Source organism: Streptomyces canus (assembly GCF_030815415.1).
Lineage (GTDB): Bacteria > Actinomycetota > Actinomycetes > Streptomycetales > Streptomycetaceae > Streptomyces > Streptomyces canus_F.
This window is the reverse complement of record NZ_JAUSWW010000001.1, coordinates 8,743,329-8,761,041: the sequence shown is the minus strand read 5'-3', so window position 1 is coordinate 8,761,041 and position 17,713 is coordinate 8,743,329. Positions and strand designations below refer to the sequence as shown.

The 17,713-nt window shown below is 70.1% G+C and carries 19 protein-coding genes and 1 pseudogene; 8 read left to right on the top strand and 12 right to left on the bottom strand.

Annotated elements, in window-relative coordinates:
• Positions 1-86: 86 nt before the first annotated feature.
• A complete protein-coding gene (locus QF037_RS40570) occupies positions 87-950 on the top strand; it encodes an endonuclease/exonuclease/phosphatase family protein (protein WP_373463875.1) in 864 nt (287 codons plus the stop codon).
• A 62-nt stretch (positions 951-1,012) separates the two neighbouring features.
• On the opposite strand, the gene QF037_RS40565 is transcribed toward QF037_RS40570, so the two are convergent.
• The 4 genes from QF037_RS40565 to QF037_RS40550 all read right to left on the bottom strand — a co-directional run bounded on the left by QF037_RS40565 (position 1,013) and on the right by QF037_RS40550 (position 4,163).
• Positions 1,013-1,975 (bottom strand): electron transfer flavoprotein subunit alpha/FixB family protein, encoded by a 963-nt coding sequence (locus tag QF037_RS40565; RefSeq protein ID WP_307034096.1) that lies wholly within the window; start codon positions 1,973-1,975, stop codon positions 1,013-1,015.
• A gap of 53 nt (positions 1,976-2,028) precedes the next feature.
• Entirely contained in the window at positions 2,029-2,817 is a 789-nt protein-coding gene (locus tag QF037_RS40560) for an electron transfer flavoprotein subunit beta/FixA family protein (protein ID WP_307034094.1), read from the bottom strand.
• 214 nt (positions 2,818-3,031) lie between these two features.
• A complete protein-coding gene (locus tag QF037_RS40555; RefSeq protein WP_307034092.1) occupies positions 3,032-3,541 on the bottom strand; it encodes a flavin reductase family protein in 510 nt (169 codons plus the stop codon).
• 208 nt (positions 3,542-3,749) lie between these two features.
• The gene (locus QF037_RS40550) at positions 3,750-4,163 is read right to left on the bottom strand and encodes a thioredoxin family protein (RefSeq protein ID WP_307034090.1); all 414 of its coding nucleotides are present in this window, start codon (positions 4,161-4,163) and stop codon (positions 3,750-3,752) included.
• A 76-nt stretch (positions 4,164-4,239) separates the two neighbouring features.
• On the opposite strand from QF037_RS40550, the gene QF037_RS40545 reads away from it, so the two are divergent.
• The 3 genes from QF037_RS40545 (at position 4,240) to QF037_RS40535 (ending at position 6,768) form a co-directional block, all read left to right on the top strand.
• A complete protein-coding gene (locus QF037_RS40545; protein ID WP_307034088.1) occupies positions 4,240-4,656 on the top strand; it encodes a DUF4395 domain-containing protein in 417 nt (138 codons plus the stop codon).
• 188 nt (positions 4,657-4,844) lie between these two features.
• Entirely contained in the window at positions 4,845-5,573 is a 729-nt protein-coding gene (locus QF037_RS40540) for a lysophospholipid acyltransferase family protein (RefSeq protein WP_307034086.1), read from the top strand.
• A 172-nt stretch (positions 5,574-5,745) separates the two neighbouring features.
• Complete coding sequence (locus QF037_RS40535; RefSeq protein ID WP_307034084.1) at positions 5,746-6,768, top strand: hypothetical protein; 1,023 nt, start codon at positions 5,746-5,748, stop codon at positions 6,766-6,768.
• 6 nt (positions 6,769-6,774) lie between these two features.
• Here QF037_RS40535 and QF037_RS40530 read toward each other — a convergent pair whose 3' ends face one another.
• From QF037_RS40530 to QF037_RS40505, 6 genes are all read right to left on the bottom strand, one after another.
• Positions 6,775-7,968 (bottom strand): hypothetical protein, encoded by a 1,194-nt coding sequence (locus QF037_RS40530; RefSeq protein ID WP_307034082.1) that lies wholly within the window; start codon positions 7,966-7,968, stop codon positions 6,775-6,777.
• Positions 7,969-7,994: 26 nt separating this feature from the next.
• A complete protein-coding gene (locus tag QF037_RS40525; RefSeq protein WP_307034080.1) occupies positions 7,995-8,699 on the bottom strand; it encodes a B3/B4 domain-containing protein in 705 nt (234 codons plus the stop codon).
• An 8-nt stretch (positions 8,700-8,707) separates the two neighbouring features.
• The gene (locus tag QF037_RS40520) at positions 8,708-9,301 is read right to left on the bottom strand and encodes a transglutaminase domain-containing protein (RefSeq protein ID WP_307034077.1); all 594 of its coding nucleotides are present in this window, start codon (positions 9,299-9,301) and stop codon (positions 8,708-8,710) included.
• An 83-nt stretch (positions 9,302-9,384) separates the two neighbouring features.
• On the bottom strand, positions 9,385-10,455 hold the full coding sequence (locus QF037_RS40515; RefSeq protein ID WP_307034076.1) for a threonine aldolase family protein: 1,071 nt from the start codon (positions 10,453-10,455) through the stop codon (positions 9,385-9,387).
• Positions 10,452-11,201, bottom strand: coding sequence for an SDR family NAD(P)-dependent oxidoreductase (locus QF037_RS40510; protein ID WP_307034074.1), 750 nt, complete (start codon positions 11,199-11,201; stop codon positions 10,452-10,454). Before QF037_RS40510 ends, QF037_RS40515 begins: the two co-directional genes overlap by 4 nt.
• 50 nt (positions 11,202-11,251) lie before the next feature.
• A complete protein-coding gene (locus QF037_RS40505) occupies positions 11,252-12,649 on the bottom strand; it encodes a DUF6421 family protein (RefSeq protein ID WP_307034072.1) in 1,398 nt (465 codons plus the stop codon).
• A gap of 381 nt (positions 12,650-13,030) precedes the next feature.
• Between QF037_RS40505 and QF037_RS40500 the strand changes: the two genes are divergently transcribed.
• The gene (locus QF037_RS40500) at positions 13,031-13,714 is read left to right on the top strand and encodes a glycerophosphodiester phosphodiesterase (RefSeq protein ID WP_307034070.1); all 684 of its coding nucleotides are present in this window, start codon (positions 13,031-13,033) and stop codon (positions 13,712-13,714) included.
• Between the two features lie 15 nt (positions 13,715-13,729).
• On the opposite strand, the gene QF037_RS40495 is transcribed toward QF037_RS40500, so the two are convergent.
• Positions 13,730-14,260, bottom strand: a complete 531-nt coding sequence (locus QF037_RS40495) for a GNAT family N-acetyltransferase (RefSeq protein WP_307034067.1) — start codon at positions 14,258-14,260, stop codon at positions 13,730-13,732.
• A 70-nt stretch (positions 14,261-14,330) separates the two neighbouring features.
• Here QF037_RS40495 and QF037_RS40490 point away from each other — a divergent pair, with 70 nt between their 5' ends.
• Entirely contained in the window at positions 14,331-14,723 is a 393-nt protein-coding gene (locus QF037_RS40490) for a VOC family protein (RefSeq protein ID WP_307034065.1), read from the top strand.
• Positions 14,724-14,764: 41 nt separating this feature from the next.
• On the opposite strand, the pseudogene QF037_RS40485 reads toward QF037_RS40490, so the two are convergent.
• Positions 14,765-15,633, bottom strand: a pseudogene (locus QF037_RS40485) (GNAT family N-acetyltransferase); the annotation flags it as partial.
• Between the two features lie 171 nt (positions 15,634-15,804).
• Here QF037_RS40485 and QF037_RS40480 point away from each other — a divergent pair.
• Complete coding sequence (locus QF037_RS40480) at positions 15,805-16,569, top strand: VOC family protein (RefSeq protein WP_307034063.1); 765 nt, start codon at positions 15,805-15,807, stop codon at positions 16,567-16,569.
• Positions 16,570-16,658: 89 nt separating this feature from the next.
• Positions 16,659-17,711, top strand: a complete 1,053-nt coding sequence (locus QF037_RS40475; RefSeq protein WP_307034061.1) for an aldo/keto reductase — start codon at positions 16,659-16,661, stop codon at positions 17,709-17,711.
• Positions 17,712-17,713 lie beyond the last annotated feature (2 nt).

Here is a 17,713-nt window from a genome sequence, read left to right as displayed (position 1 = left end):
GCCCTCTTTCGCACTGCGGTCCGGGCATTCATCCTGACCCGTCGGGAGGGGATTACATGTCGCACACCAACAGGATGACGCGCCGCATGGGTCTGAGAACCGTGGTGGCCGCGGCGGTCGCCGTTCCGCTGATGGCCTCGATGCCCGCCTCCGTCGCCAGGTCGGGCAACCGCCGGATGGAGGTCATGACGTTCAATCTGCGCTTCGCGAGCACCTCCGAACCCCACAGCTGGGCCGCCCGCCGCCCGGTGATGCGCGAGCTGTTGCGCCGTGAGTCCCCCACGCTCATCGGCACCCAGGAGGGCCTCTACCAGCAACTGCGGGACATCCACACCGATCTCGGCCCGCACTACGACTGGATCGGCACCGGCCGCGAGGGCGGGAGCCACGACGAGTCCACGGCGATCTTCTACGACACCCGCCGGCTGTCCCCCGTCGAGCACGACACCTACTGGCTCTCCGACACCCCCAGGACCATCGGCTCGAACACCTGGGGAGCCGCCCTCCCCCGGATCGTCACGTGGGTCCGCTTCCGTGAACGGGCCCGTGGCGGGCGCCAGTTCCACGTCCTCAACACCCACTTCGACCATGTGAGCCAGTACGCGCGCGAGCGTTCCGCGTCGTTCGTCGCCGAGCGGATCGCGGAACTCGCCCGCTCCTCCCCGGTCGTCGTGACCGGCGACTTCAACGCGGCGGCCGGGAACAACCAGGCCTACGACACGCTCCTGGCCGCCGGACTCGTCGACACCTGGGACGCCGCGGCCGAGCGCGGTGAGCTGTACGCGACCTTCCACGGCTACAAGCCGCTCACTCCCGGCGGCGAGCGGATCGACTGGATCCTCGCGACGTTCGGCGCCACCGTCCACCGCGCCTGGATCAACACCTTCGCGCGGCACGGGCAGTTCCCGAGCGATCATCTGCCGGTGCAGGCCTCGCTCACCCTGGCATGAGAGGAGGCCCCCGCGGCCCGCTCGGAGAGCGGTCACGGGGGCCTCGTCACGCCTGAGTGCGATCAGCCCTTGCGGGTGTTGATCTCCTCGGTGAGGGCGGGGACGACGTCGAAGAGGTCGCCGACGACGCCGTAGTCGACGAGGTCGAAGATCGGGGCCTCGGCGTCCTTGTTGATCGCGACGATCGTCTTGGAGGTCTGCATGCCGGCCCGGTGCTGGATCGCGCCGGAGATACCGGAGGCGATGTACAGCTGCGGGGAGACACTCTTGCCGGTCTGGCCGACCTGGTTGGTGTGCGGGTACCAGCCCGCGTCCACCGCGGCGCGCGAGGCGCCGACGGCCGCGCCGAGGGAGTCGGCCAGGGACTCGATGAGCGCGAAGTTCTCCGCGCCGTTGACGCCACGGCCGCCGGAGACCACGATCGCGGCCTCGGTCAGCTCCGGGCGCCCGGTCGACTCGCGCGGGGTGCGCGCGGTGACCTTGGTGCCGGTGGCCAGCGCGCCGAAGGACACCGACAGGGCCTCGACGGTGCCGGCGGCCGGGGCGGCCTCCACGGCGGCGGAGTTCGGCTTGACGGTGATGACCGGGGTGCCCTTGGCGACCCGGGTCTTGGTGGAGAAGGAGGCGGCGAACACCGACTGGGTGGCCACCGGGCCCTCGTCACCGGCTTCCAGGTCGACGGCGTCGGTGATGATGCCGGAGCCGATCCGCAGCGCGAGACGGGCGGCGATCTCCTTGCCCTCCGCGGAGGACGGCACCAGTACGGCGGCGGGGGAGACGGCCTCGTACGCGGCCTGGAGGGCGTCCACCTTCGGGACGACCAGGTAGTCGGCGTACTCGGCGGCCTCATGCGTGAGGACCTTGACGGCGCCGTGCTCGGCGAGCGCGGCGGCGGTGTCGGCGGCGCCGTTGCCCAGCGCGACGGCGACCGGCTCGCCGATGCGGCGGGCCAGCGTCAGCAGCTCCAGCGTGGGCTTGCGGACGGCGCCGTCCACGTGATCGACGTAGACGAGAACTTCAGCCATGGGAATGCTCTCCTGCGAATTGCGAAGCTTCAGGGCGGTAAGGGGGGTGAGCCTTAGATGAACTTCTGGCCCGCGAGGTACTCGGCGAGCTGCTTGCCGCCCTCGCCCTCGTCCTTGACGATCGTGCCCGCGGTACGCGCCGGGCGCTGCGCCGCGGAGTCGACCTTGGTCCAGGCGCCCTCGAGACCGACCTCTTCGGCCTCGATGTCGAGGTCGGACAGGTCCCAGGACTGAACCGGCTTCTTCTTGGCGGCCATGATGCCCTTGAAGGACGGGTAACGCGCCTCGCCCGACTGGTCGGTGACCGACACGACGGCCGGGAGGGATGCCTCCAGCTGCTCGGTGGCGGAGTCACCGTCGCGGCGGCCCTTCACGATCCCGTCCTCGACGGAGACCTCGGACAGCAGCGTGACCTGCGGGACGCCCAGACGCTCGGCGACCAGTGCCGGGACCACGCCCATCGTGCCGTCGGTGGAGGCCATACCGGAGATCACCAGGTCGTAGCCGGCCTTCTCGATCGCCTTGGCCAGCACCAGCGAGGTGCCGATCGCGTCGGTGCCGTGCAGGTCGTCGTCCTCCACGTGGACGGCCTTGTCGGCGCCCATGGACAGCGCCTTGCGCAGCGCGTCCTTGGCGTCCTCGGGACCGACCGTCAGGACGGTGACCTCGACGTCGTCGTCGGAGTTCTCCGAGATCTGCAGGGCCTGTTCGACCGCGTATTCGTCCAGCTCGGAGAGCAGACCGTCCACGTCGTCACGGTCGACGGTCAGGTCATCGGCGAAGTGCCGGTCGCCGGTGGCGTCGGGCACGTACTTCACGGTGACAACGATCCTCAAGCTCACGCCGGCTCTCCTACTGCTGCGTCGACATTTCTCTGCTGCCTACTTGCAGGCAGCATAGGCGCCCCAAGCGGCCGATCCCGTTCGGGGCGACCCGCGCTCCGAACGAAATATTACTCGTCAGTACACCCAGTTCGTTCCCGCTAAGCAAGCGCTTTGAACTGTGACCTTCGCAACGCAGCGTAATCGGAACTCGACCGCTTCGCAGAAGTGGGCGTCAGTCGCGCAGACCGCCGAACCGGCCCTGGTGGTAGACGAGCGGACGGCCGGCACCGGCCGGATCGCCGAGAAGCACCTCGGCCAGGACGATGCGATGGTCCCCGGCGGGCACCCGCGCGGCGACCCGGCACACCAGCCAGGCCAGGACGTCGTCGAGGACGGGAACGCCTTCGGGACCCTCCCGCCAGGCGGTCGGTGCGCCGAAGCGGTCGGCGCCGCTGCGGGCGAAGGTGGCGGCCAGCTCCTGCTGGTGCTCGCCGAGTATGTGCACGCCGACATGGTCGGCCTCGGATATCGCCGGCCAGCTGGAGGCGCCGACACCGATCCCGAAGGAGAGCAGCGGGGGCTCGACGGAGACCGAGGCGAGGGAGGTGGCGGTGAAGCCGACCGGACCTCCCTCACCACCGGCGGTGATCACGGCGACCCCCGCCGCGTGCCGCCGGAAGACGGAGCGCAGGAGGTCGGCGGAAGCGAGCTGAGGGGTACGGAGTTCCGGCGAGGCCGTCATGGAGTGATCCTTCGGCAAGGAGGGGCGAGAGGGTCCGTGGGTGCTCAACAACCCGGACAGCGCGCGCTCGCCGTGTGGGCGAGGTCGACGTGGACCCGCCCGAAGAGAAGGAGTTCCGAAGGCATACGGTCAGGCTGACGATAGGTGGTGCGCACAGTCAAGTACGTCCCGGCATATGGGAGATGCCTCACCGTCCGCGTGAGCCGGGTCAAACCGCCTCCCCCAGCGCCGCGATGACGTCCGCCTTGCGCGGCTGCCCGCTGGCCCGCCGCACGACACGGCCGTCGGCGTCCAGCACGAGCACGGTCGGCGTCTTGAGGATGTCGAGTTCGCGTACGAGGTCCAGATGGGCCTCGGCGTCGATCTCGATGTGGGCGACTCCGGGCACCATCTCGACCACCTCGCCCAGGATCCGCTTGGTGGCACGGCAGGGCGCGCAGAAGGCGCTGGAGAACTGGACGAGCGTGGCGCGCTCCCCCAACTCCCCGCCCAGTTCGGCCGCGCCGAGCCGCCTGCCGTCGTCCCGCCCGCGCACGCGTACTCTCCCGCTCCGCCGCTTGTGCAGCACTCCATAGGCGCTCGCGGCGACGAGCACCATCACACACACCACAACTCCGGCCATCACCCAGCTCCAGCGTTCACGAGACTGCAAAGATTCCCGGCGCCACTGACCGTTCCCCATGCGGAATGCTTGATTCATGGACATCGACGTGAGGGGACCGCGCTTCGGGGCGGCCGTGACGACCCTAGTACTGGCGGTCGTACTGATCACCGGCAACGTGTGGCTCCTGGCCTGGCAGACCCTGGCGTTCGCGCTGGGCGCGGCGGGCGGAGTGGCCCGTTCGCCGTACGGCTGGCTGTTCCGCAAGGCCGTACGGCCCCGGCTCGGCCCGCCGACCGAGTTCGAGGCGCCTCAGCCGCCACGGTTCGCTCAGGCCGTCGGGCTCGCATTCGCCGTCGTGGGGCTCGCCGGTTACGCGCTCGGACCGACGTGGCTGGGACTCGCCGCGACCGGTGCGGCGCTCGCGGCCGCCTTTCTCAACTCCGCGTTCGGGTACTGCCTGGGCTGCGAGATGTACCTCCTCGTACGGCGGGCGACGGTACGCGTGCAGTAAAGGCGACGCAAAAGCACGAGGTGGATCAAGCAGGCGACGTGACAAGGATCTCGCCGTTCACGGGCACGAGGACTGGCCCCCGGTCCGTTCTTGGGGCACGATCTGCGAGATGCCGTAAACCTACGGCGCCGTAACTTTCCCGCCGGGAGCCGTCGTTCCCAGCAGAGAAGGAAGGGTCCACCCCGTCCATGGCAGAGCTTGTCTATCGACCCGCTATCGGCCTCGCGCGCACGCTGTTCAAGGCGTGGGACCTCAAGATCGATTGCCAGGGTTCGGAGAACATCCCGCGCTCGGGCGGCGCCGTGCTGGTGAGCAACCACATCAGCTACCTGGACTTCATCTTCGACGGCCTGGCGGCGCTCCCGCAGAAACGACTCGTTCGCTTCATGGCGAAGGAGTCCGTCTTCCGGCACAAGATCTCCGGACCGTTGATGCGCGGGATGAAGCACATCCCCGTGGACCGCAAGCAGGGTGAGACCGCGTACCAGCACGCGCTGGAATCGCTGCGCTCCGGCGAGATCGTCGGGGTCTTCCCGGAGGCCACGATCTCGCCGTCGTTCACCCTGAAGTCCTTCAAGTCCGGTGCCGCGCGCATGGCCCAGGAGGCGGGCGTCCCGCTGATCCCGATGGCGGTGTGGGGCACGCAGCGGCTGTGGACCAAGGGCCACCCCAAAAACTTCAAGCGCAGCCACATCCCGATCACGATCAGGGTGGGCGAGGCGATCGAGGCGTCCAAGGACAAGTACGCGGGCGCGATCACCCGTCAGCTGCGGGAGCGCGTCCAGGAGATGCTGGAAGCCGCGCAGCGCGCCTATCCGGTGCGGCCGAAGGACGCCGACGACACGTGGTGGATGCCGGCGCACCTCGGTGGGACCGCGCCGACGCCCGAGGAAGTCAAGGCGGCGGAAGCCCGCTGAGACTCGGCGGGACCGGTCCTCTTGCCGCCGCGGGCCGGTGAAGGCTGGTCACACCCCGCCGCGGAGCCGCGTCTCGGCACAGCCCCGCGCCTCTTCGGCGCGCAGTTCGGCCCGATAGAGTCCGTGCGGTGACCGGAAGTCAGATGTCCGGGGTTCGCTACGGGGGCTGTGCATGCGGCGTTGGGTCAAGGTGTCGGTCACGGCCGCGGTCGTTCTGGGGATCGGCGGCTGGGTCGCCACTCCGTACGTCAACGACTGGTGGCTGCTGCGCACGGCCTGCGACGGGGCGCTGCCCGTGGACGCGGTGCGGGAACTCGGGCGCAACGGCTCGCACTTCAAGGACGCGACGAGCGCCTCCCATCCGGAACTCGGCGACTACGGCTGCTCCCTCGACTTCGAGGGCGACGAACTGCGCAGCGACCGCCTGCTGCGGATGGAGGCGTACACCCGACGGGACGACGTGGACCGGGAGTTGATGACGGTCTTCCCGGAGACGGGGTTCGACACCATGGCGCCGATGCCGGACGGAATGCCGGGCTTCATCGACAAGTTCGGCGACCTCCAGCTCCTGGTGCCCTGTCCGGCCCTCGAGAAGGACGACGAGGGCCGGCGGCCCAAGCTGCTGGTGCGCACCCGGCTGGGCCGGGACACCCTGTGGGGCACGCCCGCCGCCTACGAGACGGCCGTGGCCCTCACCAACTCCGCGTCCGAGCGGCTGGGTTGCGGCGCCGAGCCGTTGAAGGCGCCCGGCGGCGACGCCGCACCGGTGGATCCGGAGAAGGACCCGAGGACGGTTTCTCTGGACAGGTCCGCGGACACCGCCTGCGGCTGGGCCCTCAAGTCGGGACTGCTCAAGACGTCCCAGTGGCAGGTCGCGACGCTGATGAACGACGCGGGTCCGGTGGGACGTTGCGACCTGTACGCGCGGGACGCAGACTCCGGCGACCTGCGGCCCCAGTTGACGTTCGCCGCCTGGTACGGCGACTGGAGCGGCCGTCTGATCGCCGAGGACGGCCGCCTGCCCGCGGCCCGTACGGCGACGGCCCGCTGCGACGGCGAGGCGGCCCACTTCGCCCTCAGCGCCGCCAAGGACGCTCCCGGGGTCGACGAGGCCGACAAGCGGAAGCTGCTCGCGGCCTTCGCCCGCGAGCAGGTGCGGCAGCGGAGTTGCACCGGTCTGCGGCTCGGCGGCTGAGTCCGCTCAGAACGTCATCCAGAGCGCCCTGACGTACCGGTCGTCCAGCAACTGCCGCATGTCCGCCGCGCGTTCCCGCGGCACGTTCCGCGCCTTCGTCCAGGCGTCCAGCACGGTGAACAACTGGTGCCGCCCGTCCATCAGATCCCCTCCGACCGGACCGGAGACCGGCCGCTCGGCAATGTCCCCCACCGGCGGCCGACTGCTCAACCGCCGCGCGGCCGCCCGGTAGGCACCCCGCGTGTGCTGCCGTACGGCTTTGTCGAAGGCCGCGAGGTCGGGGATGGTGCCCTCCCTGGCGTAGCGCGCCCGAAGGTTCATCAGCGTGCCGACGCGGTCGGCGAGGTGTTCCAGGTCGATGTCGACCCAGGTGTCGGTGGACTGGGCTGTACCGTCCTGGTCCGGCTCCGGGTGGTAGTCGGGGTCCGTGCCCATCCGGGTGAGGCGTTCGAGGTAGTACGCGAGGTAGGCGCGCTGGGCGTCGTAGAGGATCGCGAACGCCTCGGGGTCCTCGGCCAGTTCGGCCATCAGGGCTTCCGGGTCGGCGCCCACGGAGGAATACGGCTGGGCGTGCTCGAAGTCGGCGTGTGCCTCACCAGGGGCGAGGAAGCGGCCGTAAGGCGTCCAGCCGGTGTCGTCCGGGGCGGACGACGTGGCGTCGGCGGCGGGGGTGTAGGACTCGTCGTCGGAGCTGAGGTAGCGGTTCGCGTCCACGATGTACTCGGCGAGCAGGCGGGCCAGGCCGGGCGCCATCCCGGCGGGCACGTCCTTGTCGTCGAAGGCGGCCACGACCGCGTAGGCGGCGCGGGCCTGGGCGAGGGTGTGGGGCTTGCCGCCGGCCGGGGCGCGGGTGGCCGCGTCGACGACCTGGCCGAGCACCTTGCCGCCGTCCCCGCACGGGTTCTCGTGCATCAGGAGGTCGCGCACGGCGCCGAACAGGGTCAGTTCGTCGCCCGGGTCGAGGGCGCGGGTGGCGGCCGCCGGGTCCTTCGCGAGCGCGCGGGTCGACGCGGGGATCTCCTGGCACGGGGGGCCGTCCCCGGAGTCGGCGAGGACGACCGGCACGGCCGTGGCCGTCGCCAGCACGGCCAGCGCCACGGCCGAGGTGAGCAGCCAGTGCTTTCTCAGCCGGGCGAGAGGTCCTGCCGGCTGTTCCGCGTCCACGCTCGTGCTGTCGTCCACTGCTCCCCCATCACGCATGCCGGGAGATTAGCGACTGCGACGGATCAGGCGCGCACCGGGTCGGCGTCATGCACCTCGATACGCGCTCCGGGGCTGAACTTCTCCAGCAGCTCGGCGAGTTCGGCGGCGGCCGCCGCCACCTCGGGGACCGGCATCGGGGCGAGGCTCTCGAGCAGGAAGATCCCGGAGACGGTCGCCTCGGTGAGCCGGGTGCGCGGTCCCTGGCGCCAGTTCCAACGCCGGCAGGTCACGCCCCGCTCGTCGCGCCAGACCACCTCGCCGGCGTCCGGGTGTTCGACGACCTCCTCGCCGCCGGCGACGGTCACGAAGACCTCGTCGCCGGTCGCCCGCACCAGGCGCATCCCACCCTCGATGCGGTCGATGTCCTCGCCGCCGACCGGGATCAGATGGGCGACGCTGAGGGCGTTGTAGAGGTCGACGAGCAGGTTGATCCGGGGCAGCCCGCCGTCCGCCAGAGCCCGCTTGGCCAGCGCCTCCGCCGAGTTGCGGGTGCGCGACGGCTTCGAGCCGAACGCCGTGTAGGCCTCGCGCCAGGCGGCCATGTGCGGGTCCTCGTGCGGGGGCCGCCCGTCCAGACGTACGGCGAGACGGCGGGCGGCGTCGTCGAGCAGCGCCGAACTCGCTTCGGTGCTGGGTCCGTTGACGAGGCCGTGCGCCTCGACGGCGACGTGCGTGAAGCCGGGCGCGAGCGCGCGTACCTCGTCGGACACGGTCAGGGAGAAGGTCATCGGCTGCCTCAGAGTGCGGTGGGGAGCGTCTTCCACAGGGAGGGCCGGTCGGGGGCGGCCCGCAGGACACTCAACACGGTGGGATGCGGTTCAGCGTACAGCACCGGGTAGTCCACCTCATTGGACTGCGGGTCCGGAATCCACGCCAGCCGCTCGCCTTCGAGGGAGAACCGGGCGTCCACCCCCGGTTTGTTGCCGCGGGGGTCCTGCCGGTGCCAGGCCCCGTTGAACCGGAGCGCGACCAGGCCGTGCACGACATGTCCGTCCCCGTCGTCGTCCGCCAGCCGCTGATAGCAGAGCGCGGTCGGGATGTCCTCGGCCCGCAACAGCGCGGCCAGCGCATGGGCCTTGGCGTAGCAGATGCCGGTGCCCTGTTCGAGCACATCGGAGGCCCGCCAGGTGACGCGAGGGTCGCCGGAGTCCTGCGAGTGGGGGATGGTGTCGCGCACGAACTCGAAAGCCAGCTGCGCATAGGCATACGAGTCCGCGGCCTCCGCGGCGAGGCGCGCGGCCGTCTCGCGTACCCGTGGATGGTCATGGTCGATGACCTCGTCGGCGGCCAAGTACGCGGACAGGTCAGGGGTGTTCTGGATCAGCTCCATGACCGCAGAGCATAGGAATGCGATCACCCGAGAGTCAATGCTTTTTCAGGCGACCGCATATCTATGCATGATGTGAGAGGCCGCTAGTGCGCCATCTCCTCCTTCAGGGCCGCGACGAACGCGTCCACGTCCTCCTCGGTCGTGTCGAAGGCGCACATCCAGCGCACCACGCCCGCCGTCTCGTCCCAGAAGTAGAACCGGAACCGCTTCTGCAGGCGCACGCTCACGTCGTGCGGGAGCTTGGCGAACACGCCGTTGGCCTGCACCGGGTAGAGGATCTCCACGCCGTGCACGGCACGGACACCCTCCGCGAGCCGCTGGGCCATCTCGTTGGAGTGGCGGGCGTTGCGCAGCCACAGGTCCTTGGCGAGCAGCGCCTCCAGCTGGACCGAAACGAAGCGCATCTTGGAGGCGAGCTGCATGGACAGCTTGCGCAGATGCTTCATGTGGCTGACGGCGTCCTGGTTGATGACCACGACGGCCTCGCCGAACAGCGCGCCGTTCTTGGTCCCGCCGAGCGAGAGGATGTCGACGCCGACCGCGTTGGTGAACGTCCGCATCGGGACGTCCAGGGAGGCGGCCGCGTTGGCTATGCGGGAGCCGTCCAGGTGCACCTTCATGCCGTGCGCGTGGGCGTGGTCGCAGATGGCGCGGATCTCGTCCGGTGTGTAGAGGGTGCCCAGCTCCGTGCTCTGGGTGATCGAGACGACCTGCGGCATCGCGCGGTGCTCGTCGTCCCAGCCGTACGCCTGCCGGTCGATCAGCTCGGGCGTGAGCTTGCCGTCCGGCGTGGGCACCGTGAGCAGCTTGAGGCCGCCCATGCGCTCGGGGGCGCCGCCCTCGTCCACGTTGATGTGCGCGCTCTCCGCGCAGATCACCGCGCCCCAGCGGTCGGTGACCGCCTGGAGGGCGACGACGTTGGCGCCGGTGCCGTTGAAGACGGGGAACGCCTCGGCCGTGGCGCCGAAGTGGCTGCGGACGATCGTCTGGAGGTTCTCGGTGTAGTCGTCCTCGCCGTAGGCGACCTGGTGCCCGCCGTTGGCCAGGGCCAGGGCGGCGAGCACCTCCGGGTGGGCGCCGGCGTAGTTGTCGCTGGCGAAGCCCCGGCTGTCCGGGTCGTGGTGCCGGCGGGCGTCGGTCTTCGGAGGGTTCACGGCTTCTCGGTGAGCCACAGACGGTTTCCGTTCACTTCCCCGGCGGACTTCTCCCAGACGTCGGCGATGGCCCCCGCGAGGTCCTTGACGTCCGTGAAGCCCGCGAACTTCGCGTTGGGTCGCTCGGCGCGCATCGCGTCGTGCACCAACGCCTTCACCACCAGGATGGTGGCGGCCGAGGTGAGCTCCTCACCGGCCCCCGCCTTGCGGAAGAAGTCGGCCATGGCGAGCGTCCAGGCCTCGGCGGCCGCCTTGGCGGCGGCGTAGGCGGCGTTGCCCGCGGAGGGCTTGGTGGCGCCCGCGGCGCTGATCAGGACGTAGCGGCCACGGTCGCTGCGCTGGAGCGCCTCGGAGAAGGCGAGGGAGGTGTGCTGCACGGTGCGGATGAGCAGCAGCTCCAGGAAATCCCAGTCGTCCAGGCTCGTCTTGATGAAGGTCTCGCTGCCGCGCCAGCCACCGACGAGGTGGACCACGCCGTCGACACCGCCGAAGTCCTTCTCGATTCGCGCGGCCCAGTCACGGGTGGACTCCAGGTCCAGCAGGTCGACCGGCTCACCGGTGACCGAGGCGCCACCGGCGCTGTAGCGGGCCGCGTCCACGGCCTCCGCGAGGCGCTCGGGGTCGTTGTCGGCGCCGACGACCGTCGCCCCGGCCTCGGCGAGGCGCAGCAGTGTCGCGCGGCCCGCGGGACCGCCCGCGCCGGCCACCGCGATCACCGCACCGCTGAGAGCTCCGTTCCCCGCCATGTTCTTCGCCTCCTGAGCTTGCCGTGCAGTGTTCTCGGTGCCGCTGTCACTCACGCGGCGATCCGCTCGGCGTTCTTCGCGGTGATGCCCCGGGTCGAGGCGATCACCGTCTTCAATTTCTTGGAGAGGGCCTCATAGAACATGCTCAGCGGAAACTCGTCCGGAAGCACGTCATCGACGAGCTTTCGCGGCGGCTGGCTCAGGTCGAGGGCGTCGGGACCCTTGGCCCAGCGGGAGCCGGGGTGCGGGGCGAGGTATTGCGACACCAGGTCGTAGGCGGCGAACCAGTGGACGAGCTTCGGACGGTCGATGCCCGCCCGGTAGAGGTCCTCGATCTCGGCGCACAGCTGGTTGGTGACCTGCGGGGCGCGCTGCCAGTCGATGTGCAGCTTGTTGTCGGTCCAGCGGACGACGTCGTGCTTGTGCAGGTAGGCGAAGAGCAGCTGGCCGCCGAGGCCGTCGTAGTTGCGGACCCGCTCGCCGGTGACCGGGAAGCGGAACATGCGGTCGAAGAGCACCGCGAACTGCACGTCGCGGGCCTGCGAGACGCCTTCCGCCTCCAGCTTCACGGCCTCCTTGAAGGCGGTGAGGTCGCAGCGCAGCTCTTCGAGGCCGTACATCCAGAACGGCTGGCGCTGCTTGATCATGAAGGGGTCGAAGGGCAGGTCGCCGTGGCTGTGGGTGCGGTCGTGGACCATGTCCCACAGGACGAAGGCCTCCTCGCAGCGCGTCTGGTCGTGGACCATCGCGGCGACGTCCTCGGGCAGCTCCAGGCCCAGGATGCCGATGGCGGCGTCGGTCACCCGGCGGAAGCGGGCGGCCTCGCGGTCGCAGAAGATGCCACCCCAGGAGAATCGTTCCGGCGCCTCACGCACGGCGATGGTCTCCGGGAAGAGGACGGCCGAGTTGGTGTCGTAGCCGGCCGTGAAGTCCTCGAACTTGATGCCGCAGAACAGCGGGTTGTCGTAGCGCGTGCGCTCCAGCTCGGCCAGCCACTCGGGCCAGACCATGCGCAGCACGACCGCTTCGAGATTGCGGTCGGGATTGCCGTTCTGGGTGTACATCGGGAAGACGACCAGGTGCTGGAGACCGTCCGCGCGCCCCTTGGCGGGCTGGAAGGCCAGCAGCGAGTCGAGGAAGTCGGGCACCTCGAAGCCGCCGTCGGCCCAGCGCTTCAGGTCCTCGACCAGGGCCCTGTGATAAGCGCTGTCATGCGGGAGCAGCGGGGACAGCTCCTCGACGGCGTCGACGACCCGCCGTACGACAGCCTCGGCGTCCGCGCGCCCCGGGGCACCCTCGGCGGTGAAGTCGATCGACCCGTCCTTGGCCTGCCAGGGCCGGATCCGCTCCACCTCATCCTTGAGCACGGGCCAGGCCGGGTGCTCCACCACCCTGGTCACGGGAGGAGCCTGCTCCCCCGTCGCCGCCTGCACAAGAATTTCCGTCATGCCCCATCCTCCACGGGAGAACCTCACGTCAGGACACCGTATGCATAGGGACTTCCTTCCAGCAAGTGCAGACTCGGGAGATTATCCCGCGCGACCGCATGGTCACGAAACTTTTTCCTGCCGGATGCCATGAGCGCCACTCAGGTGGGTATACGTGCCCTTCTCGGCGGACCCGCGTGGTCAATGTCCGCAGGACTCGCCCACCCCAGGGTGACCACCCGGAGCCGTACCGGGCAGGTCCGCCCCTCGCGCCACCCCGATCCCCCGTGTACGCGCGGGTACATCACCGGCCGGGCGCACTAGGCTGCGGATCTGCCCGCGCGATCGTCCGCTCCGGTCCGCGCGGACGCCGAGCCGCCGTCGACGGAAGCGAGTTGTACCTTGAACTTCCTTACCATCGGTCATCGCGGGGTCATGGGTCTCGAACCCGAGAACACCCTCCGTTCCTTCGTGGCCGCCCAGCAGGCCGGCCTCGACGTCATCGAACTCGACCTGCACCTGAGCAAGGACGGTGCCCTGGTCGTCATGCACGACACGGACGTGGACCGCACGACCGACGGTTCCGGTCCGATCGCCGAGAAGACCCTCGCCGAACTACGCGCCCTGGACGCGGGCCGCGGTGAGCGCGTGCCCGTCTTCGAGGAGGTCCTGGACGCGGTGCGATCGCCGCTCCAGGCCGAGATCAAGGACATGCAGGCGGCCCGGGCGCTGGCCGAGGTCATGCTCAGGCGGGACCTGGTCGCCCGGGTGGAGGTGTCCTCGTTCCATGACGAGGCGATCGCCGAGATCTCCCGCCTGGTGCCGGGCGTGCGGACCGCGCTGATCGCCAGCCGGTACGGCACCGACATCGTCGACCGTGCCGTGGAGGCCGGTGCCGCGACCGTCTGTCTGAACATCCGCCGGATCACGCTGGAGGTCGTGGAGGCCGCCCGCAAGGCGGATCTCAGGATCATCGGCTGGGTGGTGAACACCCAGGACCATCTGCGGCTCGTACGGGCCCTGCAGCTGGACGGCGCGACCACCGACTACCCGGAGATCAAACGCACCGCCCGCTTCACCGCGTAGCCCTCTGCATGAACGTCACACCAGCGGCTTGACCAGCAGCTCGAACCGAAGGTCGTCGCGCTGCGGAACACCGAAGCGCTCGTCGCCGTACGGGAACGGGGTCATCCGGCCCGTACGGCGGTAGCCGCGGCGCTCGTACCAGGCGATCAGGTCGTCACGTACGGAGATCACCGTCATCTGCATCTCCGTGGCGCCCCACTCCTCGCGGACCCGGCGCTCGGCCTCGGCGATGATCACCTTGCCGAGGCCGCCGCCCTGGAGCTTCGGGCTGACCGCGAACATCCCGAAGTAGGCGTGGCTCCCGCGGTGTTCGAGCTGGCAGCAGGCGACGACCTCGCCGTCGCGCTCGACGGTGAGCAGCCGGCTGTCGGGCGCCTTGATGACCTCGAGAACGCCCTCCGGATCGGTCCGCTGTCCCTCGAGGATGTCCGCCTCGGTGGTCCACCCCGTCCGGCTGGAGTCCCCGCGGTACGCCGACTCGATCAGCGCGACCAGGGTGTCCACATCGGTGTCGACGGCATCGCGGAACGTGAGTCCAGCGGTCATGAGGCGTATCTCCGCTCTCGGGCACGGCACGGGGCACGGAGAGCGTAGCGCTCCCACTAGGCTCCGCTGCATGGTGCATGTACTGAGCGGCCGGACCCTCCTCCACCCCACCGACCCCGAGCGTTCCCGGACCTTCTACGGCGAGCAGCTCGGCCTCGGCGTCTACCGCGAGTTCGGCACCGGGCCCGAGCGCGGCACCGTCTACTTCCTCGGCGGAGGCTTCCTGGAGCTCTCAGGACGCTCCGAAACGCCCCCGTCCCCGGCCGTGCAGCTGTGGATGCAGGTCGCGGACGTGACAGCCGCACACGAGGAGCTGGTGGCGAAGGGCGTCGAGATCGTACGGCCGCCGGTGAAGGAACCCTGGGGACTGATCGAGATGTGGATCACCGATCCGGACGGCTGCCGGATCGTCCTCGTCGAGGTACCCGAGGACCACCCGATCCGCTTCCGCCCGGGCATCTGACGCGACGACGTGGCGGTGCGGCTCCGGATCCTCGTCCAGGCCCGGTGTTCCCAGCCTCGGTCGGTGCGGGTCAGTTCGTGGAAGCCGGCTGCGGTCAGCAGGGTGAGGGCCTGGGTGTCCGAGGCGTTCTCGTAGGCGATGAGGCGGTCGACGCCGCACAGGTCCAGCCAGGCGGCCGCGTGGCCCAGGAGCCGGCGCTCCTCTCCGTCGGCTTCGGTGTGCAGGTTGCCGATGTCGGCGAGGCCCGCGGCGCGGGTGTGGCACTCGGGGCGGGCCAGGGCAGTGTCGACCTCGATGAAGCCGAGGGCGTGCTTCCCGTCGTAGGCCGTGAAACGGGTACCGCACTCGCCCAGGGTGCGCTCGACCGTGACGCCCGGCCGCGGCTTCGGTGCCGGGAGGTCCGTGACACGGGCGATCAGCAGGATCTCCGTGTCGCCGACGTGCCGGAAGCCGGCTCGTTCGTACGTGGCGCGGATGTGCGGCCCGTTGCGGGGCAGGCCGTAGACCAAGGGGGCGGGCAGGGAGCCGTCGGCGTACCGCACGCGGACGTTCCAGCGGGCGAGCCGGGCCAGACAGGCGGACATCAGCAGGTCGACGGCCTCCTGCGGATCCGGCCGGAAGGACGCTCGCGGATGGTGGACGAACCAGTGGATCTCGCCCACCTCCCGGTAGGACGCGCCGACCTCGGCGTCGTCGCGGTAACGCAGCAGATGGGCGGCCGCGACCACGGACCGGCGCTGTTCGGCGACGAGCGTGACGCGCTCGCACACCCAACGGTCGGTGATGAACTCGTCGGGCTGCCGTTCCAGGGCGCTCAGCACGGTGTTCGTGGAGAGACGGAGACGTTGACCAACTCGGTGAGCTGCTCGCGGTCGTCGCGGCGGAAGGGGCGCACCTCTGGGGCGGGCATGGGAGACCTCCGGTCGGTGGTGAGGGGAGGCCGCCATGAGGTGCGGTACGCCGTCGAGGGTACGCGGGCTCACCGTCACCGGGCCAGAGCGCGACGCCGGATGGCAGCGGCGGTCGAGCGGGGCTAGCGTGCGAAAGGGGACGCCCGCGTCGGCAGGAAGGCCGTGACGCCATGAAACTCGACAGGCCGGTGGCCGGCGGGCCCTGCTGGGCCGAGCTGGGAACCCCGGATCTGGAGGCCGGCCGGCGCTTCTACGGCGAGCTCTTCGGCTGGCGGACGGAGACCGACTCCCGCGAGGAGATGGGCGGCTACACGATCGCGTACGTGGGTCATCTCCCCGTCGCCGCGCTCGTCCCGCTGGGCGGGGAGCCCCAGCCGGTCACGTGGTTCGTGACGTTCGCCGTGGCGGACGTCGACGCCACGGTGGAGAAAATCAAGTCGGCTGGTGGCACTGGGGTGTTCGAGCCCGGGGACGTTCCCGGCATGGGGCGCTTCGCCTCCGTCGCCGATCCGCAGGGCGCCGGTTTCCATGTGTGGCAGGCGCAGGGTTTCGAAGGGGCGGGTCTGTTCAACGAGCCGGGCTCGCTGGGCTGGGTGGAGCTGATGAGCAGACAGCCCGAGCGGTCGGTGGAGTTCTACACCGCGGTGTTCGGCTGGAGTGTCAACGCCTCGGAGCACTACACACAGTGGGGCCTCGACGGCGCCGACTTCGGCGGCATGGTGACGATGGACGACAAGTTCCCGCCCGAGGTGCCGCCGCACTGGCTGCCGTACTTCGCGGTGGCGGACGTGGACGCGAGCGCGGCCACGGCGACGGAGGCGGGCGGCACGGTCCTGATGGAGCCCACCACGGTGCCCGAGAGTCTGCGCATCGCGGTGCTGCGGGACCCCCAAGGGGCGATGTTCGGGGTGTACTTGGCGGGCGCGGAACACTGATCCGCCGCCGCCACGAAACGCGCTTGCGTTGAAGTGCGCTCCAGCCCATAGCGTCGTACGCACGAACTGCCCGGAGGGGGAACTGAATCGTGCGTTACACACTGTTCGGCAGGACCGGACTGCGCGTGAGCGAGCTGAGCCTCGGCACGATGGTGATGGGTGAGGACCCGGGCGCCGGCTCCGACAAGGAGACCAGCGGCAGGCTCCTCGACGCCTACGCCGACGCGGGGGGCAATTTCATCGACACGGCCGACATCTACTCGGGCGGCGGCTCGGAGCGGATCCTCGGTGAACTGCTGGAGGGCCGGCGTGAGGAGTTCGTGCTGGCCAGCAAGTACACGTGCGGCACCCACGCGGGGGATGTCAACGCGGCCGGCAACCACCGCATGAACCTGGTGCGGTCGGTGGAGGCAAGCCTGAATCGGCTGCGCACCGACCGGCTCGACGTCCTGTGGGTGCACGCGCGGGACAACTTCACCCCCGTCGACGAGGTGATGCGGGCGCTCGACGACCTCGTACGGACCGGGAAGGTGCTGTACGTCGGTGTCTCGGACTGGCCCGCCTGGGAGATCGCGCAGGCCAACACCCTGGCGGAGCTGCGGGGTTGGACCGCGTTCGCGGGCTCGCAGCTGCGCTACAACCTGCTGGAGCGGACGCCGGAGCGTGAACTGCTGCCGCAGGCGCGGGCGTTCGGCCAGGCGGTGCTGGCGTGGGCGCCGCTGGCGGCAGGGAAGCTGACCGGTAAATACCGGCGGGGCGAGTCGGGCCGGCTCGACTCCTGGGGCGGCAAGCCGAGCGCACAGGAGGAAGAGGTCGTCACCGCCGTCCTGGAGGTCGCCGAACAGGGCGGCTGGAGTCCGGCCCAGGTGGCGCTGGCCTGGCTGCTCCAGCGGCCCGGCAACATCGTTCCGATCATCGCCGCCACCAAGGAGCACCAGCTCGCCGACAACCTCGCCGGCGTCGACGTCCGCCTCGACGCCGACGCGGTCGCCCGCCTGGACGAGGTGAGCGCGGTGTCGCTGGGTTTCCCGCACGACTTCGTGAGGGACCCGGACGTCGTCCGGACGATCTACGGCGACCGCTGGGCGGACATCGACGACCGCCGCTCCGGGTACCGGCGTACGGCCACCGACGTCCTCTAGCC